Raw genomic sequence first — 23,460 nt, forward strand, 5'->3', positions numbered from 1 at the left:
TGAAACCGGAGCGAGAATTAGGCATATGCGTAAAACAGCGGCAGCGCCGCTGGAGCGGTCCGGTGTGGAAATTCCACACCCGCCCCGGTTTGTCGCGGCTTTGGCTTCGCAGCCGTTTGCCAGCCCGCCGAAGATGAATTACTTAACCTTGATATACAGACCGTGATCCGCGCTTCCGGCTCCGGCGTAAGAGAGGCATGAATGAGATCAGAACCATCCCGGCCACGCGGCCCGACCAACGCCCATCCAAGGCCTCCTATATGGTAGCGGCCGGGGATCGAGACGCCATGTCGCCGCCCGAGGAACTCGCGGCGTTGATGCGGCGGGTTGCGGAGAACAGGGACATGCAGGCTTTCGCCGCGCTGTTTCGCTTCTACGCGCCGCGACTGAAGTCCTTTCTCATGCGGCAGGGCTTTACGGATGTGGAGAGCGAAGACCTGATCCAGGAGAGCATGCTGAACCTTTGGAGGCGAGCCGAAAGTTTCGATCCGTCCAAAGCGGGGGTATCGACCTGGATCTTCACCATCGCCCGCAATTGCGGCATCGACCGGCGGCGGCGTACGTCGCGGCTCGTTTCGACGCCTGTGGAGCCCGATGTCAACGAGCCCGACACAGATCCGTCCGCCGAAGAGCGACTGATCGGCTGGCAGGACGAGACGGCGGTGCGGGCGGCGATCGCCCGACTGCCGGAAGAGCAGGCGACGGTGATCCGCATGTCGTTTTATTCGGAGAATCCCCAGGCCGAAATCGCGCAGATCCTCGGCATTCCCCTGGGCACGGTGAAATCTCGGGTGAGGCTTGCTTTGCAGCGCCTGCGCCAAATGATGATGGAAGACGCAAAATGACGATTACGCATCACGCCAGTGATGATCTGCTGCTGAGCTTCGCCGCGGGCAAACTCAGCCCTGCGCCTGCGCTGGTGCTCCAGAGCCATCTGGCGATGTCGCGGGACAGCAACAAGCGGCTCGCCGAGTTCGAAAGGCTCGGCGGCGCGCTTCTCGACGAACAACCGATGACGGATGTGTCGCCCGATCTCTTCGAGCGCATGTTGGGCAAGCTCGCGGCCCCCTCCTCCGCCGAGCCGATTTCCCTTGGCTACGATCACCGCGGCCTCGACATGGGCGTCGACATTCCGGCTCCCTTGAGCGAGCGAAAGATCGGCAAGTGGAAATGGGTCGCGCCCGGGATGCGCTTCGCGAAAGTCGAGGTTCCGGAGGATCCGACCTACAACGTCGTTCTTCTGCGCATCGGCGCCGGCAAGGCGTTGCCCAAGCATGGACATACCGGCACGGAACTGACGCTTGTTCTGAAAGGCGCCTTCAGCGATGAAAACGGCCGTTACGGCCGCGGCGATCTGGAAGAAGAGGATGATGACGGCGATCACCAGCCGCGGGTCGAGATGGATGGCGAATGCATCTGTCTCGCCGCCATCGAGGGACAGATGATCCCGCATGGCTGGATCGCCCGCGTGATGCAGCCTTTCGTCGGCATCTGAGCCTGTTCTCCCACCACGCTTCCTCCCCCGGCCGCCTCGTGCGGCCGATTTTTTTGGCCCGTCTCTTGCTTGCCGACATGTGGCGTCGACGCATCCGAAGGCGGGATGGCGCCGCCTGACGCTCGAGACTGGAGGGACGCCACATGTCGCCACGCGATCCGATCGGGGATGACGCACCGCGCGCCCAATTCGACTTTACGACGATTTCCGCGCGCGAGCGCTATAAGCTGATGATCGGCGCCATTATCCCGCGGCCGATCGCGCTGGTGACGACGATCGATGAAACGGGGCGACACAATGCGGCTCCCTTCAGCTTCTTCAACTGCCTGTCCGCAGATCCGCCGATTCTCGCGATCGGCGTGGAGAACAATCCCGATATGTCCTTCAAGGACACCGCGCAGAATATTCGCATGACGGAAGTCTTCACCGTCAACATCGTGTCCTTCGCGATGGCGGAGGCGATGCATGTCTGCGGCGCGAAATATCCGCGCGGCGAGGATGAACTGAAGGCTGCCGGCCTTACCGCCGCGCCCGGCGTCAAGGTCGCCTCGCCCTGGATCAGGGAAGCGCCGGCCGCCTTCGAATGTCGCCGGCATGTGACGCTGGAGCTCGGCAAATCCCGCCAGATCATTCTGGGAGAAATTCTCTACGCGCATTTTCGGGATGGCCTGGTCGACGACAAACTCCATGTCGATCCTGCGGGCGTCGATGCGATCGCCCGGCTGGGCGGCGACACTTGCGCCACGATCCGGGACCGCTTCGACATGTTGACCCCGAAACTCTGACATCGCGGCTTGCGCCGCCTGAGGGCTTCCTTTAACCGAACCCGCGAGTTCCCGTTGCCGGAGTTTGCCTGTGTCCCTCGAGCGCATCGCGCCCGCATTGTTTGTCCTGCTCTGGTCCTCGGGCTGGATCGCCCCGGTCTACGGCAGTTGGCATTCGACGGCGGAGCTGTTTCTCACCGTGCGCTTCGGCCTGGCCGCGCTGGCCTTTGCCACACTCAGCATCGCCATGGGCGCCGCCTGGCCGAAAAGCCCCCGCGCCATCCTGCACGGACTCGTTTCCGGCGCGCTGATGCATGGCTGCTATCTCGGCGGCGTGTGGTGGGCGATTTTTCATGGCGTGCCGGCTTCGGTGTCCGGCGTCATCGCCGCGCTGCAGCCGTTGATGACGGCGGCGCTGGCCCCCTGGCTGGTCAAGGAGCGGCTGAGCCCCATTCAGCTCGCCGGCCTGGTTCTCGGCTTCGCCGGCATCCTGATTGCGCTCGTGCCGAGTTTCGAAAACGTTGAGCCCGGTATGCTCGCGGCGCGGATCGTCCCGATCGCCATCAACGTCACTGCGATGCTGGGCGTCGTCTTCGGCACGCTCTATCAGAAGCGCTTCGTGACCGGCGGCGACATGCGCACCACCGCGGTCTGGCAATATCTCGGCGCCGTGATGATCGTCGGACCCCTGGCGCTGTTCGGCGAGGAAACCCGTTTCGACGGCAGCCTGGAACTCTGGCTGGTCATCGCCTGGTCGGTGATCGTGCTGTCGATGGGCGGCGTCGGCCTGCTGCTCTATATGATCCGGCGTGGCCAGGTGTCGCGCGCCGCCTCGCTGATCTATCTGATGCCGCCGGCGGTAGCGATCGAGAGCTTCATCTTTCTCGGCGAACCGCTCGGTCCCTACATGATCATCGGGACCGTGGTCGTGGTGTTCGGCGTCTGGCTGGCGGGACGCAAACCCGCCGCAACCTGAGGCTGACTACACGGAGACCGGCGACGGCAGCGTCAGCGCCGCCTTGATCGGCAGATGATCCGACGCAACCCGCGCCAACGGACTGTCATGCACGACCACATCGCTCACCAGCCCTGGACGGTCGGCGATGATGCGGTCGAGCGCCAGGAATGGCAACCGCGCCGGAAAACTGGGCGCGGGCTGCGGCAGATGGCCGAAAGCGTCGCGGAAGGCGTTCAGCGCCGATTTCGACCCCAGCCGCCATTCGTTGAAGTCGCCCATCAGCACGGTCGGCCTCGACGCATGTTCGGCCATGATGGCGATCAGCCGTCGCGCCTGTATCAGCCGGGAGCGGCCCAACAGCCCCAGATGGGCGGCGATGATGCGAAGGCTGCGCCCGCCTTCGAGATCGATGTCGGCCAGCAGCGCGCCGCGCGGTTCGAGCCCCGGCAGATGCAGTTCATGCACCGCGCTGACCATCCTCTTCTTCACCAGCACGATATTGCCGTGCCAGCCATGCGCCGCCGTGGCGCGGCTGAGCGGCACCGGCGTCAGGCCGCAATCCTGCTCCAGCCGCGAGAGATTGAGAAGCCCCTTGCGCTCGCCGAAGCGGGTGTCGACCTCCTGGAGCGCGATGATGTCGGGCGCGATCTCGGCGATGACGTCGACGATGCGGTTGGGGTCGCGCTTGCGGTCTCCCCCGACCCCTTTATGGGTGTTGTAGGAAGCTACGATCAACTGCTCCTCGCCGACGCGCGGCAGCGCCGGCGCAATGACGGGGCGGCTCTTGCGATTTTTCCAGGCGGTGAGGATCATGGCGTCGTCATTCCAAATGGTCATTATCAGAGAACGCAGCCCGGGACGTTGCGGTTTCCGGCTGCAGTGTCGCAGACCTCTCTAAAGATAGGGTGACGCGAGCCAAACCACCTTTTCCGCCAGACGATAGGCCAGCGGGCGATCGCGGATGTCGGTCAGTCTGAGTTCGTGCGCCTGCCCCAAGGCTGCGTCGACACGGCTCTCGATCTCGGCGGCGAACCGGCTGTCGAGAACTTCGAGATCGACCTCGAAATTCAGCCGCATCGAGCGCGGGTCCATATTGGACGTGCCGACATAGGACCAAACGCCGTCGATGGTCATCAGCTTGGAATGATTGAACATGCCGCCGACGCGCCAGACGTGGCAGCCGTGCTTCACCACCTGATCGAACTGCGCCATCATGGCGAGATCGACGAGCCGGAGATTGTTTTCCTGCGGCACGAGAATGTCGATGCGCACCCCGCGCCTGGCGGCGGTGGCGAAAGCGCTGACCATTTCCCGGTCGGGAAGGAAATAGGGCGACATGACGCGCACATGCTTTTGCGCCACCGACAGCGCGCCGATGATGACGTTGCGATTGGTCTCGATCGAGCCATCCGGCCCGGATGAAACGACGCGCATATAGGTCGGCTCGATCTCCTTCAGACCGTTGCGGGCGATCGGCGCCAGGCGTTCGCCGGTGGCGAAATGCCAATCTTCCGACGCCACCGCGAAGAGGTCGCGCACCACCGGTCCGGTCACCCGGAAATGCGTGTCATGCGCGCTCTCGTCGCCGGCAAACTCGGTGGTGAACGCTTCGCGGATATTCATGCCGCCGGTGAAAGCAAGGTCGTCGTCGATGACGACGATCTTCCGGTGGGTGCGGAGGTTGGCATAGGGCATTCTCAACCCCATGATGACATTGCCGTTGAAGCTCCGCGCATACAGGCCGCGCTGACGGAGATAGTTGACGATGCTCGGGAAGGAATAACGCGCGCCGACCGCGTCGATCAGCACCCGCACCTCGACGCCGCGCGCTTTGGCGGCCAGGAGCCGGTCGGCGACGCGACGGCCGATCTCGTCATTGTCGAAAATATAGCTTTCGAGCAGAACCGAATGCTGGGCGGCGTCGATGGCCTCAATGATCTCGCGATAGGCGCGGTCGCCGTTTTCCAGCATGGCGATGGTGTTGCCCGAGGTCATGTAGAAGCGGGTGATGGCGTCGCCCAACCGGTTGAGCGCTCCATAGGGCTGGCCGAATTCGGCGACGATGCGGTTGGGCGACAGCGCATGTTCATGGATCTGCTTGTCGAAGCGACGATGGCCGGATTTGCGATTGGCCAGCGCCTTGTGGCGAATGCGGTTGACCCCCGCCACCAGATAGAGGCCGGCGCCGAGAAGCGGCGACAGCAGGATGACGCCGACCCAGCCGATCGCGGCGCGGGCGTCTTCCTTAGTCATGGCCGCATGCGCCGCCGCAACGGCGCCTGCGGCGATGGAGATGACGAACAGGAGATGCGGCCAGTAATCTCTGAAGATGTCTAACATTCAGGCCCATGGGCGAGAGGAGGTCCCGGAGGAACATAGGATTGCCGTCCCGCATCATCAAGCATGCGCGGCGAGACGCCTCATAACGCGCCACGACGATGCTTGGTTCGGCAATTCCGGTGGTGGGGAGTGTTTTTCGCGCCCGATCATGCGGAGACCGAAAAGCGCGCCCGATAGTCCGCCGGACTGACGCCGAGCCGACGACGGAAATGATGGCGCAGCGCATGTCCGCCGCCGAAGCCCAGCAGGACGGCGATCTCGTCGACGCTTTCGCGGCCGCGGATCAACCGTTCCTTGGCCTGCTCCACCCGCTCCGCGACAATCCAGTCGCCCGGAGAGACGCCCGTCGCGTCGCGGAACCGGCGGACGAAGGTCCGCTCGCTCATCCGACAATATTCGGCCATGCGGGAAATCGTCCAGGCGGAGGCCGGATCGGCCCTGATCGCGTCGAGCAGCGGCGCGATCTCGGCGCCCTCGCGCCGCGGCACCGGCCGTTCGAGAAACTGCGCCTGCCCGCCGCTGCGATGCGCCGGCATCACAAGCCGCCGCGCCACGGAATTGGCCGCGTCCGGGCCGAAATCCCGCCGGACGATCTCGATCATCAGATCAATGCCCGCGGCGCTGCCGGCCGAGGTGAACAGACGGCCATGTTCGCGATAGAGCGAGGCGGCGTCGACCTCGATCTCGGGATAGGCCTTGCCCAGCGCCTCGGCATAGCGCCAATGCGTCGCCGCAACGCCGCCGTCGAGAAGCCCGGTGGCGGCGAGCACGAAGGCGCCCGAGCAGATCGAGGCGAGCCGCGCGCCGCGCGCATGCGCCGCTCTCAGCCGTTCGACCAGATCCTGCGGAACGGGGACCCCCGCCCCTTTCCAACCGGGCGCGATGATGAGATCGGCCTCGTCGATCAGATGGCTGTTGTCCTCGGTCTGGATGACGAAGCCGCCATGGGCCCGCAGAGGCCCCGGCTCGATGGCGCAACTGGCGTAACGATACCAGCCCTCGCCCATTTCCGGCCGTGATAGCCCGAAGATTTCGGCCACGATGCCGAATTCGAAGGTGCAGAGACCATCATAAAGAAGAGCGACGACGAGAGGACCCGAGGGGTTTGGCATGATCTTTACGTATATTGTCAATCACGCCAATTGCAAGCCTCATGGGGAAACGGGCATGTTCCGGTCAACGAAAGGAGCTACCCATGACCACTGCCGTGACCGAGATCCCGCCCGCGTCCCCCGAGGCCGCAATCGCCCATTTCTCCCAGGAGTTCACCTTCGAGACCGATTGTTGGGACGTAAACGACTCGCTGGCGCGCGGAGCCGATTTCGTGCTGCTCGACGTCCGCTCGCCCGCCCTCTTCGCCAAGAGCCATGTGCCCGGCGCAATCAACCTGCCGCATGGCAAGATCACCCGCAACAAGATGGCCGAATGGCCGGAGGGGACCATCTTCGTCACTTATTGCGCCGGCCCCCATTGCAACGGCGCGGCCCGCGGCGCTCTCCGGCTCGCGCGTCTTGGCCTGCCAGTCAAGATCATGGCGGGCGGCCTGACGGGCTGGATCGATGAGGGGTTTGAGCTGCAGGCAGGCGAGTGACGGGCGGCTGGCGCGGAGCCGGAAATTCCGGCTCCGATCATAGCGCCGCGCCGATCAGATGCCAGACCCGTCCAGTTCCTCGTCATCCTTGCCCTTCCAGGGCGCAGGAAAAGCGAGACTGTCGAGCTCCGCCGAAGGCAACGGCATCCAGCATTTCAATTCCGGTTCGGCATATTCGATGATCCGGCCAGGCGCGGAGTCCGAAGACCGCCAGGCTTCGCCGCCATACTGATCACCCTTCGACCAATAGGCGAGATCGACCGCGCCCGGCCCCTGCTCGGTGGCGCGAATGGTCACCAGAATGCGGCTGCCATCCCTCGGCGCGCTCCGCATATGCCGCCAGCGATCAAGTGCCTCCATGACGTCCTCCTCTCATGCTTTGCGGGAGAGTGTCGCGCCTGGGAGAGCGGGGGTCAATGCGAAGTTGGTCGGATGGGTAGACCTTTCATCCGGATTGATCGCTTCCCGACAAAGAGACCGCGCCGCATCAGCCGACATGATCCCTGGAAAAAATGCGCCGCCACAAAGACTTTTTTCCGAGATCAGCCTTCTTGCCGATTGGCCTGACTTCCACGAAGTTCGCTTCGCCCCAGTCGAACTCGGATTCGTCATGACGAAACCCGGTCAATTCAGCCGCAAGCTCGATCGGGGCCTCAAAGAGAAAATCGACATCCGATTTCTCTCCGCCATTGGCGTCCTGCTCGGCCGTCAGGCGAGCAATGATCTCGTGAACGAATGACGGCGCCGCGCCCGCTGGCGCGATATGATAGAAGCCGAGTTCGGAATTATGCGTCAAGCTCCACAGCAGTTCGCCCTCTGCGTAGCACGTGACAGCCGATGTCATCTCGTTTTCATTGACCTGACACCGTATGACCCTCGCCGCCCGAGAATATACGCCAGCCTGCGCCTCTGAAGGATTGCTCTCGTCATTGCTGAACAGGATTGTCCAGCCGGTGGGCAAGGTTGCCAGAGAGAAAGGCAGCTCAAGTTCTTCATCCGATCTGCCGGTTTCGACCATGCCAAATGTTTGGAGGCAACGCTGGCGATCCTCAGATTCCAGCGCGATCCAGCAAATCCTAAAACCCATGTTCGAGCCTTTTAAGTAGAAGCGTTTTCGAGGAAAAGCCGACTGAACGCCTGACGCAGGCAATTAGAGCCGGCAAGCTGGTCGGTATTGTCATCAGGTGGACATCCTTCATCGCTAACAGCGCTTCCGACCATCTTCACGTCTCAAAATTTGTTCGAAGATAGGTTTGGTAAGGTCAATATCGTCCCGAAGAGACAGGCGATAGTCTGCTAGAGCCCCCGCGCCCTCCACGACAACAACTTGCCCGGTCTCTGGATTGCGGATGGTGAATTTTAGGGCGTTGCTCTTTAATCGGTCCATCTCGACATGATGACGCCGTTCAACGCGCAAAACAAGCCGATTGCAACCGCGCGCCATCGAGGACGCCGCTCGCGCGGCGCCCTCACACTCCATCATCCCTTGTTCGTCGCCTCAACCACCGCCAGCGCGGCCATGTTGACCACGCCGCGCGAGGTCACCGAGGTCGAGAGAATATGGGCGGGCAGCGCCGCGCCCAGCAGGATCGGTCCGACATGCAGCGCGTCCATCATGGTCCGGACGATGCCGAGCGAGATATTGGCCGCGTCGAGATTGGGGAAGACCAGCAGATTGGCTTCGCCAGTCAGGGTCGAATTGGGCATGGCGCGTTTGCGCAGCGCTTCGTTAAGCGCCGAGCCGCCCTGCATTTCACCATCGACTTCGAGATCGGGGGCGCGTTCGCGCACAAGGGCCAGGGCCTCGCGCATCTTGCTGGCGCTTTCGGAATCGCGCGAGCCAAAATTGGAATGCGCGAGCAGCGCCGCCTTGGGCGCGATGTTGAAGCGCCGCATCTCCTCGGCCGCCAGCACCGTCATTTCAGCCACTTCCGCCGCCGTCGGATTATGCGTCACGAAAGTGTCGGCGAAGAACAGCGCGCCGCTCTGGGCGGTGATCAGCAGGCTGAGGCCGGAAAAGGCGCAGGCGCCCTGCTTGCGGCCGATGATCTGCTCGACATCGCGCAGATGGCGGTCGAACTGGCCTTCGAGACCGCAGATCAGGGCGTCGGCGTCGCCGCGCTTGACGGCGAGCGCGCCGATGACCGTGTTGTTGGTGCGCACCGTGGTGCGCGCGGCTTCCGGATTGACGCCCTGGCGGCCGACCAGCGAAAAATAGAGATCCGCATAGTCGCGAAAGCGCGGATCGTTTTCAGGATTGACGATGTCGAAGTCTTCGCCCGGCTGGATGCGCAGGCCATAGCGCTTGAGGCGGGTCTCGATGACCTGCGGGCGGCCGACCAGCACCGAACGGGCGATGTTTTCTTCCTTCATCACCTGGGCGGCGCGCAGCACGCGCTCGTCTTCGCCTTCCGCAAAGATCACCCGCGTCTGCGGCGCGGCCTTGGCGGCGGCGAAGACCGGTTTCATGACGAAACCGGAGCGGAACACGAAGCGGTTCAGCTGATCGAGATAGGCTTCGTAATCCTGGATCGGCCGGGCTGCGACGCCGGTTTCCTCGGCGGCCCTGGCGACGGCCGGCGCAATGCGCAGGATGAGCCTCTGGTCGAAGGGCGACGGGATCAGATAGTCGGGCCCAAAGATCGGCGTTTCGCCCGAATAGGCGCGGGCGGCGACATCCGAGGGCTCTTCGCGGGCAAGGCCGGCGATCGCCTTCACCGCCGCCATCTTCATGGCTTCGTTGATCGTCCGGGCGCCGCAATCCAGAGCGCCGCGGAAGATATAGGGGAAGCAGAGGACGTTGTTGACCTGGTTGGGGAAATCCGAGCGCCCGGTGCAGATCATCGCGTCCGGCCTGACGGCGCGGGCCTCTTCCGGCATGATTTCCGGATTGGGATTGGCCAGCGCCATGATCAGCGGCTTTTCGGCCATCTGGCTGAGAAGCTCCGGCTTCAACACGCCGGCGGCGGACAGGCCGAGGAACACGTCGGCGCCGCCGATGGAATCGGCCAGCACGCGCTTGTCGCTGTCCTGCGCATAGACGGACTTCCAAGGATCCATCAGGACTTCTCGGCCCTTGTAGACGAGACCCTCGATATCGTGGACCCAGATATTCTCGCGCTGCGCGCCGAGTTCCACCAGCAGATTGAGGCAGGCGAGCGCGGCCGCCCCCGCGCCCGACGCAACGATCTTGACCTTGGCGATGTCCTTGCCGGCCAGTTCCAATCCGTTGAGGATGGCGGCGGCGACGATGATGGCCGTGCCGTGTTGGTCGTCATGGAACACCGGGATATTCATCTTGGCGCGCAGCTGGCGTTCGACTTCGAAACATTCCGGCGCCTTGATATCCTCGAGATTGATGCCGCCGAAGGTCGGCTCGAGCGCAGAGATCACCTGCACCATCTCGTCGATCTCGGGCGCGTCGATCTCGATGTCGAAAACGTCGACGCCGGCGAACTTCTTGAACAGGACGGCCTTGCCTTCCATGACCGGTTTGGAGGCGAGCGGGCCGATATTACCGAGCCCCAGAACCGCCGTGCCGTTGGAAACCACCGCCACCAGATTGGCGCGCGAGGTGTAGTCGGCTGCGGCCGCCGGATCGTCCTTGATGGCGAGACAGGGCGCGGCCACCCCCGGCGAATAAGCGAGCGCGAGGTCGCGCTGGTTGCCGAGCGGCTTGATGGCCTGGATCTCGAGCTTACCCGGACGCGGATAGCGGTGGAAGAACAGCGCCTGCTCGGCGAGATCGGCCGAAGCCGGAAGCTGCTGCGGCGTGGTGGGGTTGTTTTCGCTCATCAATTCGAATCCCGTCTTTGGAGCCCCGACCTTTAGAGCATGCCGCAAACAAATGGAAATATTTCGCATCGCCTTCTCTCAGGCCCGACGCGGGCGCGTCTGCTCAAGCCTCGGCGCGAATATCATGATTTTCCCGACATTTATCCGCAATCGATCCATACAAGACGCTTTAACCGGAGATTGAATTCCTATAAAGAACCAATAAGATACTAGGAAAAACTCTACAGCCTATTTTAGAAGTAGATTTTCCTAATTTGACAAAAATCAATTCCAGGCGGACGGGAATGATCAGGGACGCTTTTTTTCGAGACATCAGCCGGAGTCTGATGGACCGATGGGTCGAAAATTATCCATCACAGACGGAGGATCCCGAGAGCGTTCTCATCGGGATCGAAGCGCGCATGACACTGAAAATGCGCCTGTTTGTGCTCATGCTGGAGGGAATGGACCCCCTCCTCTGGAACCTGCGGATGATACGCGGGGCCGGACCTTTCTCCTCCTTCCTGAGGGAGACCGATCTTCCGCAATCAGGCCCGCTCGGCGCCTTCGAAGACCATGTCTATTTGCGCGAACATTTCCTTCCGTCGATCGAAAAAAGTCGAACAAGTGGACAACCGATCATTGAGAGCTGCGTCACGTTCCTGCGCGGATTTCGCCTGTCGCTCGACCGCATCGTACTGCCGCAGAAGAGCGCGACCGCGCCGCGCTGGGCGCTGTGTCTCGAAAACATCCGCACGGTCCGGCAGCCGGTTCCGCAGCTGGAAAATTTGAGTGTGGAAGAATCGATCATCAGCCAGATGCTGCGCGAGGGGCTGACGGCGAAGGAGATCGCCCGCGAGATGGCGGTCTCGCACCGAACGGTGGAGCACCGCATCAGCCAGTTGAAGGATCGCTACAAGGCGCGCAACGTCGCGCATCTCACGGCGATCCTCTGTCAGGACATTCTGGACTGACGGCGCCGGCGGTCGGCGCCGAAATCAGGTCGTCGACGCGGCTTCTTCGACGGCTCGGGCCAGATCCTTGGGATCGTAAGGTTTGCGCAGGAGCACCGGCGGGCGCCCCGTCTCGAGCGGGGGCGCGGCATTGTTGCCGGTGGCGAAGACGACGCCGATGCCCGCATCGACCTCCCGGATGCGCCGCGCGAGGTCTTCGCCGCTGATGCCGGGCAGGCCGAGATCGGTCAGAAGTATGTCGAAGCGCCCTTTTTCCATTTGTTCGAGCGCTTCCTCGCCCGAACCGGCTTCCACCACGAAATGGCCGTCGTCGGTCAGCATGTCCACGAGGTCGAGGCGGATGAACGGCTCGTCCTCCACGGCGAGGATGCGGAGCGACACCGATTTCTGCGCCGGCTCGACCGGTTGCGGATCGGGCGGCGCCGGGGTCCCGACCGGCTCGGGGCCGCCGATGGGCACGGGCGCAATCTTTTCCAGACGCCGGCGAGAGTCGATCATCTGGGCGCGGTTGCCGAGCAGATGCCGGATGCGCCGCGCCAGCGCCTCGGGGCTATAGGGCTTGGACAACAGTTCGACGCCGGGATCGAGCCTCCCGCCATGGACGATGGAGTTCTCGGTATAGCCGGACGTGAACAACACGGCGATATCCGGCAGCCGCTCCTTGGCCTTGCGCGCGAGCTCGGTGCTCTTGAGCGGGCCCGGCATGACCACGTCGGTGAACAGGAGATCGATCGGCGCGCCGCTTTCGATCACCGACAGCGCGCTGGCCGCATCGCGCGCCTTCAGCACCCGATAGCCGAGATGGCCGAGAATATCGACGACGGTGGCGCGCACCTCGTCGTCGTCTTCGGCGACGAGGATGGTCTCGGTGCCGCCGCGCGGCGGACCGTGCTCCATGTCGGTCAACAGGTCCTCGGCCTGCATCGATCGCGGCAGGTAGATGCGGATCGTCGTGCCGTGTCCGACTTCGGAATAGATCTTCACATGGCCGCCCGACTGTTTGACGAAGCCATAGACCATCGAAAGGCCTAGCCCGGTGCCCTTGCCCACCGGCTTGGTGGAGAAGAACGGTTCGAACACCCGTTCCAGCACCTCCGGCGGCATGCCGACGCCGGTGTCGGTTACGGCCAGCATGACATATTGCCCGGGCTCGACCTCGGGGTGGTTGCGACAATAGACTTCGTCGATGAAGGCGTTGCCCACTTCGATCGTCAGCTTGCCCTGCCCGTCCATGGCGTCGCGCGCGTTGATCGCGAGGTTGAGAACCGCGTTCTCGATCTGTGTCGGATCAACGAATGTGTTCCAGAGACCGCCGCTGGTGACCGTTTCCACCTCCACGGTCTCACCGAGCGTCCGGCGGAGCATTTCCCCGATGCCCTGGAGGAATCGGCTGATGTTGACGACCTTCGGCTCCAAGGGCTGCCGGCGCCCGAAAGCCAGAAGCTGATTGGCGAGTTTCGCGCCGCGATGCACGCCCGCCAGCGCGTTCTGGATGCGCCGCGCCGATTTGTCGTCGGATTGCAGATCCTGGGCGAGCATCTGCAGATTGCCCGAAATGACCTGAAGCAGGTTGTTGAAATCATGCGCGATGCCGCCGGTCAGCTGGCCGATCGCCTCCATCTTCTGCGCCTGGCGCAATTGCTCCTCGGCCTGCTTGAGCGCAAAAGCCTGCTCTTTTTCGGCCGTGACGTCGCGGCCATAGGCGAAGACGAGATTATCCTCGAACGACAATCGCCAGGCGATCCAGCGCGGCGAGCCGTCGATATGGCGCATCCGCGCCTCGATCACCTTGGTGTAGGGCCCGGTCTTGACGTCGGCGAATGTCGCGATAAAGGCGGCGCGATGCTCCGCCGTCACGAAACTCTGGAGAAGATGGGCGTTCACCAGCCTTCCGCTATGGCCGAGAATTGAGGTCCAGGCCGGATTGACCGCGCGCACGATTCCGCTCTCGTCGGTGATCAGCAGAATGTCCTGCGAATTGCGCCAGACGCGATCGAGTTCGGCGGTGCGTTGCTCCACCTGGCGTTCCAGCGATTCTGCGAATTCTCCCAGCGCCATCTCGGCGCGCCGACGCTCGACGGCGGTGCGGGTCCGCTCGGCGACATCCCGGATCAAGCTGATCTCGTCGGCGGTCCACTCCCGCACATTGCGGTCGTTGACATAGAGAAGCGCGACGACGCCACCCTGTTCGTTGATCGGCAGGTTGACCATGGAGCGGACGCCGATCGCCTCGAGAGCCTCGACGTGGTTGCGGGTGCGCGGATCCGCGGCGGCATCGGAAAAAATGACCGCCTCACCGCGTTTGAGGTCTTCGATGAAGTCTCCGTAGTCGCGGAAATGCACCACGCCGGCTAGAGAAGGCACGCCGTCGGCGGTCCAGGCCCTCTCGATGACGATGGTTTCCGCCACCGGGTCGATGGTTCCATATCCGGCGCGACTGAGCTTCAGCGTCTTGCCGAGAATTTCCCCCGCGGCGTAAGCGATGTCGGCGGGATCGTCATGTCGACGGAATCGATCGTTCAACTCGATCAGCGCCAGCCGCCGCCGCTCCTCGTTACGCAGGTCGGTAACGTCGACATTGACGCCGATCATGCCGAGAAAGTCCCCGGTCGCATCGAAACGCGGCTTGGCGTTGGTCTGAATAAGCCGCCATGCGCCGGCGGAGTTGCGATATCGCGCTTCCACCGTAAAACTTCGATGCTCCGCCATAGCGGCGGAATATTCGGGATTGATCGCCTCCAGATCATCCGGATGGATGCTCGCCTTCCAGTCGAAAGCTGGCAGTTCGTCCTCCGACACGCCGAGGAAACGCCGTTGAGCCGCGTTGAGGTAGACGAATGCGCCGTCCTTGTCTCCCATCCACAACATCACCGGGGCGCTGTCGGCAATCAATCTGAAGCGCAGTTCGCTCTCGCGCAATTCGTCTTCGGCGCGCTTGCGATGCGTGACGTCATTGCCCTGCATGAAGATGCCGGTGGTCACGCCGAGATCGTCCTGAAGCGGTTCGAGAACGAAGTCGACGAACCGCTCTTGAGCCTCACCCTCGCCGACGGGACGAAAGAAGACGCGCGCATTTTCGCCCACGAACCGCCGGCCGCTGGCAAACACATCGTCCAGAATGTCGATATACCCTTGCTGGACGACCTCCGGCAGCACGTCTTTAACCGGACGGCCGGTCAGGTCCTGACGGCCGATCAAAGCGAGATAGGCCGCGTTGGCGCTTTCGTAGACGTGATCGGGGCCGGACGTCGTCGCCATGAAGCCGGGCGCGCGCTCGAACATCCGCCGCAGTCTCTCGCTTTCGCCGCGGATGCGCTGCTGAGCCATCACCTTCTCGGTCGTCTCGACGACGATGGCGATAACCCCGACCGGCTTGCCGTCTTCGTCGAGCACCGGCGAGTAGTCGAGATCCATGAACACCTGTTCGGGGCGTCCATGGCGATGAAGCGTCAGCTCCTGGTCTCGATAGGCCAAGGTCTTGCCCGCCAGGCCGACCTTCATGACATTGTCGTTGAAATCGGCGACCTCGGGCCAGCCTTCGCGCACTTTCGAGCCGAACAATTGCGGATGCCGGCCGCCCGCGAATACGGAATAGGCGTCGTTGTAAATCATATAGCCGTCTTCGCGCCACAGCATGACGATCGGCACCGGCGATTGCAGAAGAATGCTGCAGGCTGTCTTAAGGCATTGCGGCCAGGTCGGTATCGGCCCGAGAGACGTATTCTCCCAATCGAAACCGGCGAGAAGATCGGCCGCTTTGCCGCCCCCGGACAAAAAGGCGAAATCGGATGCACTATAGTTCATCGGAGCCACCGCGCAGCTTCGGACGAGCGCCGCAGACCGCATTTGCCAGCATCAAACATCCCCACCAACCCTAAACTCAAGAAATTTAGTATCGCCTTCAAGTACTTGCCGCAGAACTCGCATCAACGCCGCCTGTTGCGCATAGTCCCGCGAGACGGACAATGCGGCCGAAACAAGAAGGTTCCCGCGATGGCGTAATTTTTTTCGAGGACCGCGCTTTTTTACGTGCAGCCAGGAGAGGAAACCACCCGTTCGCACTGCGGATGCGTCGGCCCTATCGAGGGAACCCCTCCCCGTACGCAGCGTTCTAGCCACAGGCACTCATGAAGGAGCAGCAGATGGTCGATAAGCCGAGCCAGACGCCAAAGGGACCGGCGAGCAATGTCGTGGATCTCGAAGTCTATCGTCTTCGCCGCGAGGCGAGACGCATTCGTGAACACGGCTTCGATCCGATGCCGCCTCCGCCTCCGGACGCCGACCCTTCCCAGCCGGTCGAAGGGCAGAGACAGGATTGACTGTAGAGATCAAGGAGAACGATATGGCATCCCTGACCAGAACGCCGCGGCCAAAGACCCGGGAAGAAGATTATCGCGACTATAATGAACGCGATATTTCCGAAGGCTGGCCCTATGCCGACGAGGAGGTCGTGGCCAAGAAAAACGAAGCCTATGGCGTCGAATTCGATGACGAGGACAAGACGAGCGTCGAAATATCCGACGAGCCGGCCATCGAAAGCCAGGGCGGACCCAACCTCTTCCCGGAGACCGCCAAGGCCGCCGTGGAGGACGACGGCGTGGAGGAAACCATCTACGAACGCCTCACGAACACACGTCGTTGGGAAGACAATCAGTTGACGGTCACCATGCATGACGGCGTCGCCACGCTCGACGGCAAGGTCGAGACCGAGCGTGACCGCCAGTTGATCAACCAGATCGCGCTCGGGACGCCGGGCGTCGAAGACACGATCAATCGCATCACGCTCATCGGGGTCGACAGCCACATCCCGCGCGACGCCGATTGAGCGGTATCCCTTTTCCGACACGATGGCCCGCAACGACACCGCTGCGGGCCTTTTCATATCAGGAGCCGGTTGCGCCGTCACAGGTCTCCCCAACTGCGAACGAGAATGTAAAGCGCGATGGCCATGAGCATGAGGCCGGCGCCCCGCCCGAGCCATATCGTCAGTCGCGGCCTGGCGGCGATCGCATTGCGACCGCGCGCCGCCGCCAGCGCCAAGCCGCCATAAATCGTCAGTTGCACAGACACCGTCATGAACCCCATCGCCAGAGCCTGCACCCAATAGGGTCCAAAGGAGGGCTTCAGGAACTGCGGATAAAGGGCGAGTGTGAAAAGCCAGGCTTTCGGATTGAGCAGGCAGGTGATGAAGGCTTGGAAAAACACCTTCCTTCGCGTCGACCTCCCGCTTTCGTCGAGCGTCGCCAAGACGATTGAACTCCTCGTCAGCGTGTAGCCGATCCAGATCATATATGCAGATCCGAGGATCAGCATCGGCCGGGCGAGGAACGGGGTCCACAGCGTCAGTCCCGCCACGGCGGCGGCGCCGAACAGGGTGTGACATGCTCCCCCCGCCATCATCCCCGCGGTCGCCGCCAGGCCGGATCGTCGTCCGCCCGACAGCGAATTGGCGATGACGAAAGCCATGTCCATGCCGGGCACGGCGATGACGCCCGTCAGCAGAACGAAAAACAGCCAGAGATTTTCAGCGTAAGTCATGTCAGTACCGCACCGTCCATTGTAAGCAGCAGATGATTTTTTTCAGACTTTCCAGTCTGTTGCGGCGTGCTATACTCCAGTCCAACTGACAGCGACGTGTCAGGAGTGAAGGCGGAATCGATGCGCAAAGCGTCAAGGCTGTTCGAGATCATCCAGATTTTGAGAGTGTCGAGAGCGCCGGTGACGGCCGCAGACATTGCTGCACAGTTGGAAGTCACCGTTCGCTCGATCTACCGCGATATCGCGGCGCTCCAGGCGATGCGGGTGCCGATCGCCGGCGAACGCGGCATCGGCTATATTTTACGTCCCGGCTTCGATCTGCCGCCGCTGATGTTTTCCGTCGAGGAAACCGAGGCGATCGTGCTGGGCATGGCGCTGATCGAACGAACGGGGGATCGCGATCTTCAAAAAGCCTCGGAACGGGTCGTCGCAAAAATCGCGGCCGCCATGCCGGAGCCGCTGCGCCAGGCGATGACGTCGAGGGCGCTGCATGCCTGGGGCGGAAGCGCGCCGGCGCCGGAGGGGGCGGAGTTCAAGTCGATCCGCACGGCCATACGCGACGAGGAAAAACTATCGATCGGCTATCGCGACGAAGCCGGCGTCAGGACATCGCGCACCGTCTGGCCGCTGGCGCTGATCTACTATGCCGGCGCCGCCGTCGTCGTCGCATGGTGCGAGTTACGTCAGGCGATCCGCAATTTCCGGATGGACCGCCTGGAATCCTGTTCGCCGACAGGCGATTATTTCTTGAAACAGGGCGACCGGCTTCGAGCAGCGTGGATCGCCGGCTGGCGCATCAACCAGCCCGCTTCCGATCGTCCTGTCTCGACATAAAAAACGCCCCCGTCGGGATGGACGGGGGCGTGGCAATCAAGATGGGTTACACCCGGCGGAACACCGCCATCGAGCGTTCGTCCATTTCGAAGCGATGGCCGGGCGCGAATTCTTCTCCGCGACGGGCGTCATCCTCGGTGGTCAGTTCGAGCCGCCAGGAAAAGCCGCCGATATCCGGGATCTGGAACTCCATCTGCTCCGGCTTAGGATTGAAGATCATCAGACTATGCGACCATAGCGCCTCGTCGTCGACCAGATCGTCGCGGCCGAGATGCAGGCAGAGAGGATTCTCCGACTCCCATTGTTCGGGCATCAATTGGCCGCCATCCTGATTGAACCAGTTGACCGCCATGCCGTCACGCCAGTTTTCACGATGAAACAGCGGCTGGCTCTTGCGCAGCGCGATCACCTTGCGAGTGAAGTCGAGCAAGGTGCCGCAGGTTGCGGGTAGGTTCTCCCACGCAAGCCAGCTGATCTCGTTGTCCTGGCAATAGCCGTTGTTGTTGCCGCCCTGGCTGCGGCCCATCTCGTCGCCGGCCAGCAGCATCGGGGTACCGTGCGACAAAAACAGCGTGGCGAGGAAATTGCGCTTCTGCCGTTCGCGCACCGCATTGACGCCTTCGTCGTCGGTGGGGCCTTCCGCGCCGTAATTGTAGCTGCGGTTGTCGTTGTGGCCGTCATTGTTGTCTTCGCCGTTGGCGTCGTTGTGCTTCTCGTTATAGGCGACGAGGTCGTGCAGCGTGAAGCCGTCATGGGCGGTGATGAAGTTGACGCTCGACCACGGCTGGCGGCCGCGCTGGTCGTAAATGTCGCCGGAGCCGAGCAGGCGCGAAGCGAAATCCTGCGCCTTGCCGTCGTCGTTCTTCCAATATTCGCGCACGCTGTCGCGATACTTGTCGTTCCATTCCGCCCAGCCGGGCGGAAAGCCGCCGACCTGATAGCCGCCGGGGCCGATATCCCAGGGTTCGCCGATCAGCTTGACGCGCGCAAGCGTCGGATCCTGGGTGACGGCGTCGAAGAAGCCGCCGCGCTGATCGAAGCCGTCGGGCTCGCGGCCGAGGATGGAGCCGAGGTCGAAGCGGAAACCATCCACCTCCATCTCCTCGACCCAGTAGCGCAGCGAATCCATCACCATCTGCAACACGCGCGGATGCGAGGTGTTGAGCGTATTCCCGGTGCCGGTGTCGTTGATGTAATAGCGGTGCTGGTCGGGCAGCGTGCGGTAGTAGGAGAAATTGTCGATGCCCTTGAAGGAGAAGGTCGGCCCGAGCTCGTTGCCCTCGCAGGTGTGATTGTAGACCACGTCGAGGATCACCTCGATGCCGGCGTCGTGATAGGCGCGCACCATGTCGCGGAAGCCTTCGCGACCGCGTGGGCCGAAATAGCGCGAGGCCGGGGCGAAGAAGCCGAAAGTGTTGTAGCCCCAGTAATTGGTGAGGCCCTTGTCCATCAGATGGAAGTCGTCGAAGAATTCATGGATCGGCAGAAGCTCGACCGAGGTGACGCCGAGCGCCTTGATATAGTCCACCGCCGCTTTGTGGCCGAGACCGTCGAACGTGCCGCGCAGCTCTTCGGGAATTTTGGGATTGAGCTTGGTGAAGCCTTTCACATGCGTTTCATAGACGATTGCCTCGGCCCAGGGAATGAGGGGACGATTGCCTGGCCGTCTGCCCGCCTTGGAATCGACGACCACGCATTTGACCATCTCCGGCGCGTTGTCGCGGCTGTCGAAGGTCAGATCCTTGTCTTCGGCGTAGAGGTCATAAGCGAAATGCGCATCCGACTTGACGAGATCGCCGTGGAAGGCGCGCGCATAGGGATCGACGAGCAGTTTGTTGGCGTTGAAACGATGGCCGTTTTCGGGGTCGTAAGGACCGTGGACACGATAACCGTACAGCGCGCCCGCCTGCAGACCGGGCACGAAGCCGTGCCATATTTCGTTGGTGTTCTGCGGCAACGCCAGCCGCGCGATCTCCATCGATCCCGTGGGGTCGAACAGGCAAAGCTCGACGCTTTCCGCATGCGCCGAGAATAGGGCGAAATTGACTCCGCCCTCTTCGACATTGGCGCCGAGCCGCATGCCGTGTCCGGTCTCGATGGTGAATTGATCCGCCTTCATATCCATGGTCGCCCTCTTTTCCTGAAGCTGACCAGCAACGGACAGGCATCGCTTTGGTTCCTTGGTCATACGCTGTGGAGCGGAACCTACGAGAGCCCGAGGCTGTTGTACCTTGTGGATCAGAGGAGGAAAGATCATGACCATCCGCTTCATTCAGCACCGCACCGGACGTCACGCAGCCAGCCCGCGTCTCGCCTGGACGCTGACCAAGATCGAAATCCGGCGCAACACGCCGCCTGTTCAGCCAAGATTTCTCGCGCCCGACGCGATCGATCTGCCGCTGCCGAAACCATGCCATCAGCAGATGTGCGTGCCGGCGTCGATCAACGGCGCCGATCTCACCAACGGGCGTCCTTGAACGGCTAAGTCGGTGTGATGGCGAACAACGCCGACAACGGCGAGAGCGCGCCGTCCTCGGCACGATCTGCGCCATGTCGGTGAAAGATGTCTCCCTCGGTCGCCGGCAGTCGCGCGGCCTCTTCGCCGAGATTTGCGCGCAGTTGCAACACTGCGCCGTTCAGCCGCCAGTCGATCGCCAGGAGGCCGCTCTGGCCGAGCAGAAGCCGGCCTGCCCCGCGGCCGATATCGATGAGATGCGGTATGACGAAGCGGCGGCGAAGATCGATGAGAGCCTTCACCTGCTCCAGCCGTCGCCGTCCTTCAGGCGCCTCGCGGCGGCTCCAGACGATTTTCGACGATGAAAACGCTTCTGGCAGATTGGGGTCGACGAGATCGTCCGGCCGCTCACCCTCGGTCAAGGTGGCGAAAGCGATCCCTTCCCGGATGCGGTTTTCACGCGCTTCCTCGCCCACCCTGCCTTCATGATCGCAGAAAAACAGGAACGGCTGTGTGTCGCCATAGTCTTCACCCATGAACAGCATCGGTATCTGCGGCGACAGAAACAGGATCGACGTCAGAAGATCATAGAGTTCCCCCCGCTCCAGCTGCCGCAATCGGTCGCCATAGCTGCGATTGCCGATCTGGTCGTGGTTCTGCAGGAAATGCACATAGGCGGTCGGGCTGAGGCTGGCGGGCGCGGGCATGGAATGCCCTTCATAGACGAGTTCCGGCTCGAGCGTGCGCACATAACCCTGCGCGAGCGTCGCCGCCATCATCTCGAAGGGACGATCGGCGAAATCGGCGAAATGGCCCGTTCCGGCCCCGGTTACAAAGGCGTGCATGGCGTGATGGAAATCGTCGTTCCAAGCAGCGTCGTGGCGTTTGTTCGCAGGCAGATCGCCGCTCAGGAAGATGGTGCTGTTGAAACTGTCCTCCATCACCAGATGCCGCTTGCGGCCGGGGCATTCGGCATGGATGCGGGCGGCGAGCTCGGTCAGGAAATGCGCGTCGGTCTGGTCCTCGATCATATGCACGGCGTCGAGCCGGAGGCCGTCGATATTGAACTCGGTCAACCAGTAGATCGCGTTTTCGATGAAGAAGTCGCGCACCGGCCGCTCCGAGAAGTCGATGCCGGCGCCCCAGGGCGTATCGCGTTCGGCGTCGAAGAAGGAGCGCGCATAAAGCGGCAGCGAATTGCCGGCCGGGCCGAAATGATTGTAGACGCAATCCAGAAACACCATCAGTCCTTGCCGGTGGGCCTCATCGACGAAAGCCTTGAAATCGTCCGGCCCGCCATAGCTGTGGTGCGGCGCATAGAGCAGCACGCCGTCATAGCCCCAGCCGCGCTCGCCGGCGAATTCCGCCACCGGCATCACTTCGATGGCGGTGATCCCGAGAGCGGCGAGATCGGCGAGCCGACCGATGGCGGCGCGGAACGTGCCCTCCTCGGTAAATGCGCCGATGTGAATCTCATACAAGACGGCCTCTTCCCAGGGACGACCGGTCCAGGAGGCGTCTCCCCAGGCATAGGCGGCAGGGTCGGTGACGATCGACGGACCGTATACGCCGCCGTCCTGCGCGCGCGACGCCGGATCGGCGACCACGGAGCCGTCGGGCAGCACGAATTGATAGCGCGCGCCGGCGGATACGCCCGTCGCCAAAAGCTCGAACCATCCGTCGCCCGCCGCCGTCATCTGCTCGTCGGCGCCGTCGAGGCGGAGCGTCATGCTCGCCACATCCGGCGCCCACAGACGAAACAGGACTTCGCCCGCCCCGATATAATTGGCGCCCCAGCTATGGGGATCGACGCGATATTCGCTTCGGTGAGATGAAGTGTCCTCGGTGGGCTGCGTCGTCTGGTCTGGCGTCATCTGGTAACCTCCGGTCTTGGGGAAACTTCGAGCGCGCGAGGTCGTTCCGGAAACGAGACGTATTTTGAGCCGCCCTAGGCAACGCGGGGTTCGCGATCGCCAACCGGACCTGAAACTTAACGGACAATGAGGATTAGTTGCGGGTACCGTGTTGGATAGAACGCTCACATGGTGAGCGATGTCAGAAATCGACCAAACGGCGGGCGCCCGCTGATGGCACTGCGTAGCAACAGCAGTATGGGCGCATCTTCGCGGCGTGTCTCACGCGAACCCAGATCATGGGCCGAAAAGGACCCCGGCGCAAATTGCGCCGGGATCCGATCGAATAGCCTTAGGCGGCCTTCTGCTGAGCTGCCGCGTTGACCGCGGTTTCAGCGAGTTTGGTCAGGTCCTCGTCGGTGCGCGACTCCTCTTCCAGGGTCATCTCGAGCAGCTTGACGGCGTCCTTGTAGCCGAGCTGATTCGCCCAGGTGCGAAGCGTGCCGTAACGGGTGATCTCATAATGCTCGACCGCCTGGGCCGAGGAAATGAGGCCGGCGTCGAGCGCCGGGGCGCCCTTGAATTCGTCCATGATCTCTTCGCCTTCGGCGATGATGCCCTGGATCGCTTCGCAGGTCTTGCCCTGGGCGCGCTTGCCGATCAGCTCGAACACCTGCTGCAGGCGCTCGATCTGGCCCTGGGTTTCTTCCTTATGCTTTTCGAAAGCCTGCTTCAGCTTGGGGTCGTTGGCGCTGCGCGCCATCTTCGGCAGCGCCTTGAGGATCTGGCGCTCGGCATAATAGATATCCTTGAGCGTGTCGTAGAACAGATCTTCGAGCATTTTCTGAGCCATGTTTTTCTCCTTAGGGAATAGTTTCCATTGA

Annotated in this window: 21 protein-coding genes; 10 read left to right on the forward strand and 11 right to left on the reverse strand. The window is 62.4% G+C overall.

The features are described from left to right. Nucleotides 1-197 precede the first annotated feature (197 nt). The 4 genes from OCK01_RS05050 to OCK01_RS05065 all read left to right on the forward strand — a co-directional run bounded on the left by OCK01_RS05050 (nucleotide 198) and on the right by OCK01_RS05065 (nucleotide 3,235). On the forward strand, nucleotides 198-845 hold the full coding sequence (locus OCK01_RS05050; RefSeq protein ID WP_263822947.1) for a sigma-70 family RNA polymerase sigma factor: 648 nt from the start codon (nucleotides 198-200) through the stop codon (nucleotides 843-845). Next, nucleotides 842-1,495 (forward strand): ChrR family anti-sigma-E factor, encoded by a 654-nt coding sequence (locus OCK01_RS05055; RefSeq protein WP_182828703.1) that lies wholly within the window; start codon nucleotides 842-844, stop codon nucleotides 1,493-1,495. The genes OCK01_RS05050 and OCK01_RS05055 overlap by 4 nt, the downstream gene beginning before the upstream one ends. A 143-nt stretch (nucleotides 1,496-1,638) precedes the next feature. Continuing rightward, a complete protein-coding gene (locus OCK01_RS05060) occupies nucleotides 1,639-2,280 on the forward strand; it encodes a flavin reductase family protein (RefSeq protein ID WP_412178967.1) in 642 nt (213 codons plus the stop codon). Between the two features lie 70 nt (nucleotides 2,281-2,350). Beyond that, a complete protein-coding gene (locus OCK01_RS05065) occupies nucleotides 2,351-3,235 on the forward strand; it encodes a DMT family transporter (protein ID WP_263822948.1) in 885 nt (294 codons plus the stop codon). A gap of 6 nt (nucleotides 3,236-3,241) precedes the next feature. Here OCK01_RS05065 and OCK01_RS05070 read toward each other — a convergent pair whose 3' ends face one another. The 3 genes from OCK01_RS05070 to ftrA all read right to left on the reverse strand — a co-directional run bounded on the left by OCK01_RS05070 (nucleotide 3,242) and on the right by ftrA (nucleotide 6,669). After that, nucleotides 3,242-4,054: an endonuclease/exonuclease/phosphatase family protein gene (locus OCK01_RS05070; RefSeq protein WP_263822949.1), complete on the reverse strand. Its 813-nt coding sequence runs from the start codon at nucleotides 4,052-4,054 to the stop codon at nucleotides 3,242-3,244. 57 nt (nucleotides 4,055-4,111) lie between these two features. Next, nucleotides 4,112-5,557 carry a phospholipase D-like domain-containing protein gene (locus tag OCK01_RS05075; protein ID WP_263822950.1) on the reverse strand — a complete coding sequence of 482 codons (1,446 nt, stop codon included), beginning with the start codon at nucleotides 5,555-5,557 and terminating at the stop codon, nucleotides 4,112-4,114. 146 nt (nucleotides 5,558-5,703) lie between these two features. After that, complete coding sequence (ftrA, locus tag OCK01_RS05080; RefSeq protein ID WP_263822951.1) at nucleotides 5,704-6,669, reverse strand: transcriptional regulator FtrA; 966 nt, start codon at nucleotides 6,667-6,669, stop codon at nucleotides 5,704-5,706. An 83-nt stretch (nucleotides 6,670-6,752) separates the two neighbouring features. On the opposite strand from ftrA, the gene OCK01_RS05085 reads away from it, so the two are divergent. Continuing rightward, nucleotides 6,753-7,148 (forward strand): rhodanese-like domain-containing protein, encoded by a 396-nt coding sequence (locus OCK01_RS05085; protein ID WP_263822952.1) that lies wholly within the window; start codon nucleotides 6,753-6,755, stop codon nucleotides 7,146-7,148. Between the two features lie 54 nt (nucleotides 7,149-7,202). Here the strand turns inward: OCK01_RS05085 and OCK01_RS05090 are convergent, their stop codons facing one another. From OCK01_RS05090 to OCK01_RS05100, 3 genes are all read right to left on the reverse strand, one after another. Then, nucleotides 7,203-7,508: a hypothetical protein gene (locus tag OCK01_RS05090; protein ID WP_263822953.1), complete on the reverse strand. Its 306-nt coding sequence runs from the start codon at nucleotides 7,506-7,508 to the stop codon at nucleotides 7,203-7,205. 127 nt (nucleotides 7,509-7,635) lie between these two features. Beyond that, on the reverse strand, nucleotides 7,636-8,235 hold the full coding sequence (locus OCK01_RS05095; RefSeq protein ID WP_263822954.1) for a hypothetical protein: 600 nt from the start codon (nucleotides 8,233-8,235) through the stop codon (nucleotides 7,636-7,638). A gap of 392 nt (nucleotides 8,236-8,627) precedes the next feature. Next, on the reverse strand, nucleotides 8,628-10,943 hold the full coding sequence (locus tag OCK01_RS05100; protein ID WP_263822955.1) for an NADP-dependent malic enzyme: 2,316 nt from the start codon (nucleotides 10,941-10,943) through the stop codon (nucleotides 8,628-8,630). 401 nt (nucleotides 10,944-11,344) lie between these two features. Between OCK01_RS05100 and OCK01_RS05105 the strand changes: the two genes are divergently transcribed. Further along, nucleotides 11,345-11,896: a helix-turn-helix transcriptional regulator gene (locus OCK01_RS05105; protein WP_263822956.1), complete on the forward strand. Its 552-nt coding sequence runs from the start codon at nucleotides 11,345-11,347 to the stop codon at nucleotides 11,894-11,896. A 24-nt stretch (nucleotides 11,897-11,920) separates the two neighbouring features. Here the strand turns inward: OCK01_RS05105 and OCK01_RS05110 are convergent, their stop codons facing one another. Then, nucleotides 11,921-15,700, reverse strand: a complete 3,780-nt coding sequence (locus OCK01_RS05110; protein WP_263822957.1) for a PAS domain S-box protein — start codon at nucleotides 15,698-15,700, stop codon at nucleotides 11,921-11,923. A 338-nt stretch (nucleotides 15,701-16,038) separates the two neighbouring features. Between OCK01_RS05110 and OCK01_RS05115 the strand changes: the two genes are divergently transcribed. Both OCK01_RS05115 and OCK01_RS05120 read left to right on the forward strand, forming a co-directional pair. Further along, nucleotides 16,039-16,215 (forward strand): hypothetical protein, encoded by a 177-nt coding sequence (locus tag OCK01_RS05115; protein WP_263822958.1) that lies wholly within the window; start codon nucleotides 16,039-16,041, stop codon nucleotides 16,213-16,215. Nucleotides 16,216-16,238: 23 nt separating this feature from the next. Next, nucleotides 16,239-16,721 carry a BON domain-containing protein gene (locus OCK01_RS05120; protein WP_263822959.1) on the forward strand — a complete coding sequence of 161 codons (483 nt, stop codon included), beginning with the start codon at nucleotides 16,239-16,241 and terminating at the stop codon, nucleotides 16,719-16,721. 77 nt (nucleotides 16,722-16,798) lie between these two features. Here OCK01_RS05120 and OCK01_RS05125 read toward each other — a convergent pair whose 3' ends face one another. Further along, nucleotides 16,799-17,434 carry a LysE family translocator gene (locus tag OCK01_RS05125; protein ID WP_263822960.1) on the reverse strand — a complete coding sequence of 212 codons (636 nt, stop codon included), beginning with the start codon at nucleotides 17,432-17,434 and terminating at the stop codon, nucleotides 16,799-16,801. Nucleotides 17,435-17,554: 120 nt separating this feature from the next. Between OCK01_RS05125 and OCK01_RS05130 the strand changes: the two genes are divergently transcribed. Beyond that, nucleotides 17,555-18,268, forward strand: a complete 714-nt coding sequence (locus OCK01_RS05130; RefSeq protein WP_263822961.1) for a helix-turn-helix transcriptional regulator — start codon at nucleotides 17,555-17,557, stop codon at nucleotides 18,266-18,268. Nucleotides 18,269-18,314: 46 nt separating this feature from the next. Here OCK01_RS05130 and glgX read toward each other — a convergent pair whose 3' ends face one another. Then, nucleotides 18,315-20,393 (reverse strand): glycogen debranching protein GlgX, encoded by a 2,079-nt coding sequence (gene glgX / locus OCK01_RS05135; RefSeq protein ID WP_263822962.1) that lies wholly within the window; start codon nucleotides 20,391-20,393, stop codon nucleotides 18,315-18,317. Nucleotides 20,394-20,523: 130 nt separating this feature from the next. Between glgX and OCK01_RS05140 the strand changes: the two genes are divergently transcribed. After that, nucleotides 20,524-20,745: a hypothetical protein gene (locus tag OCK01_RS05140; protein WP_182828691.1), complete on the forward strand. Its 222-nt coding sequence runs from the start codon at nucleotides 20,524-20,526 to the stop codon at nucleotides 20,743-20,745. A gap of 4 nt (nucleotides 20,746-20,749) precedes the next feature. Here OCK01_RS05140 and treZ read toward each other — a convergent pair whose 3' ends face one another. Then, on the reverse strand, nucleotides 20,750-22,597 hold the full coding sequence (gene treZ / locus OCK01_RS05145) for a malto-oligosyltrehalose trehalohydrolase (RefSeq protein ID WP_263822963.1): 1,848 nt from the start codon (nucleotides 22,595-22,597) through the stop codon (nucleotides 20,750-20,752). 331 nt (nucleotides 22,598-22,928) lie between these two features. Then, nucleotides 22,929-23,429 (reverse strand): ferritin-like domain-containing protein, encoded by a 501-nt coding sequence (locus tag OCK01_RS05150; RefSeq protein ID WP_263822964.1) that lies wholly within the window; start codon nucleotides 23,427-23,429, stop codon nucleotides 22,929-22,931. Between the last annotated feature and the right edge of the window lie 31 nt (nucleotides 23,430-23,460).

Source organism: Rhizobium sp. TRM95796, assembly GCF_025779995.1.
In the GTDB taxonomy this organism is placed as follows: Bacteria; Pseudomonadota; Alphaproteobacteria; order Rhizobiales; family Rhizobiaceae; genus Rhizobium_E.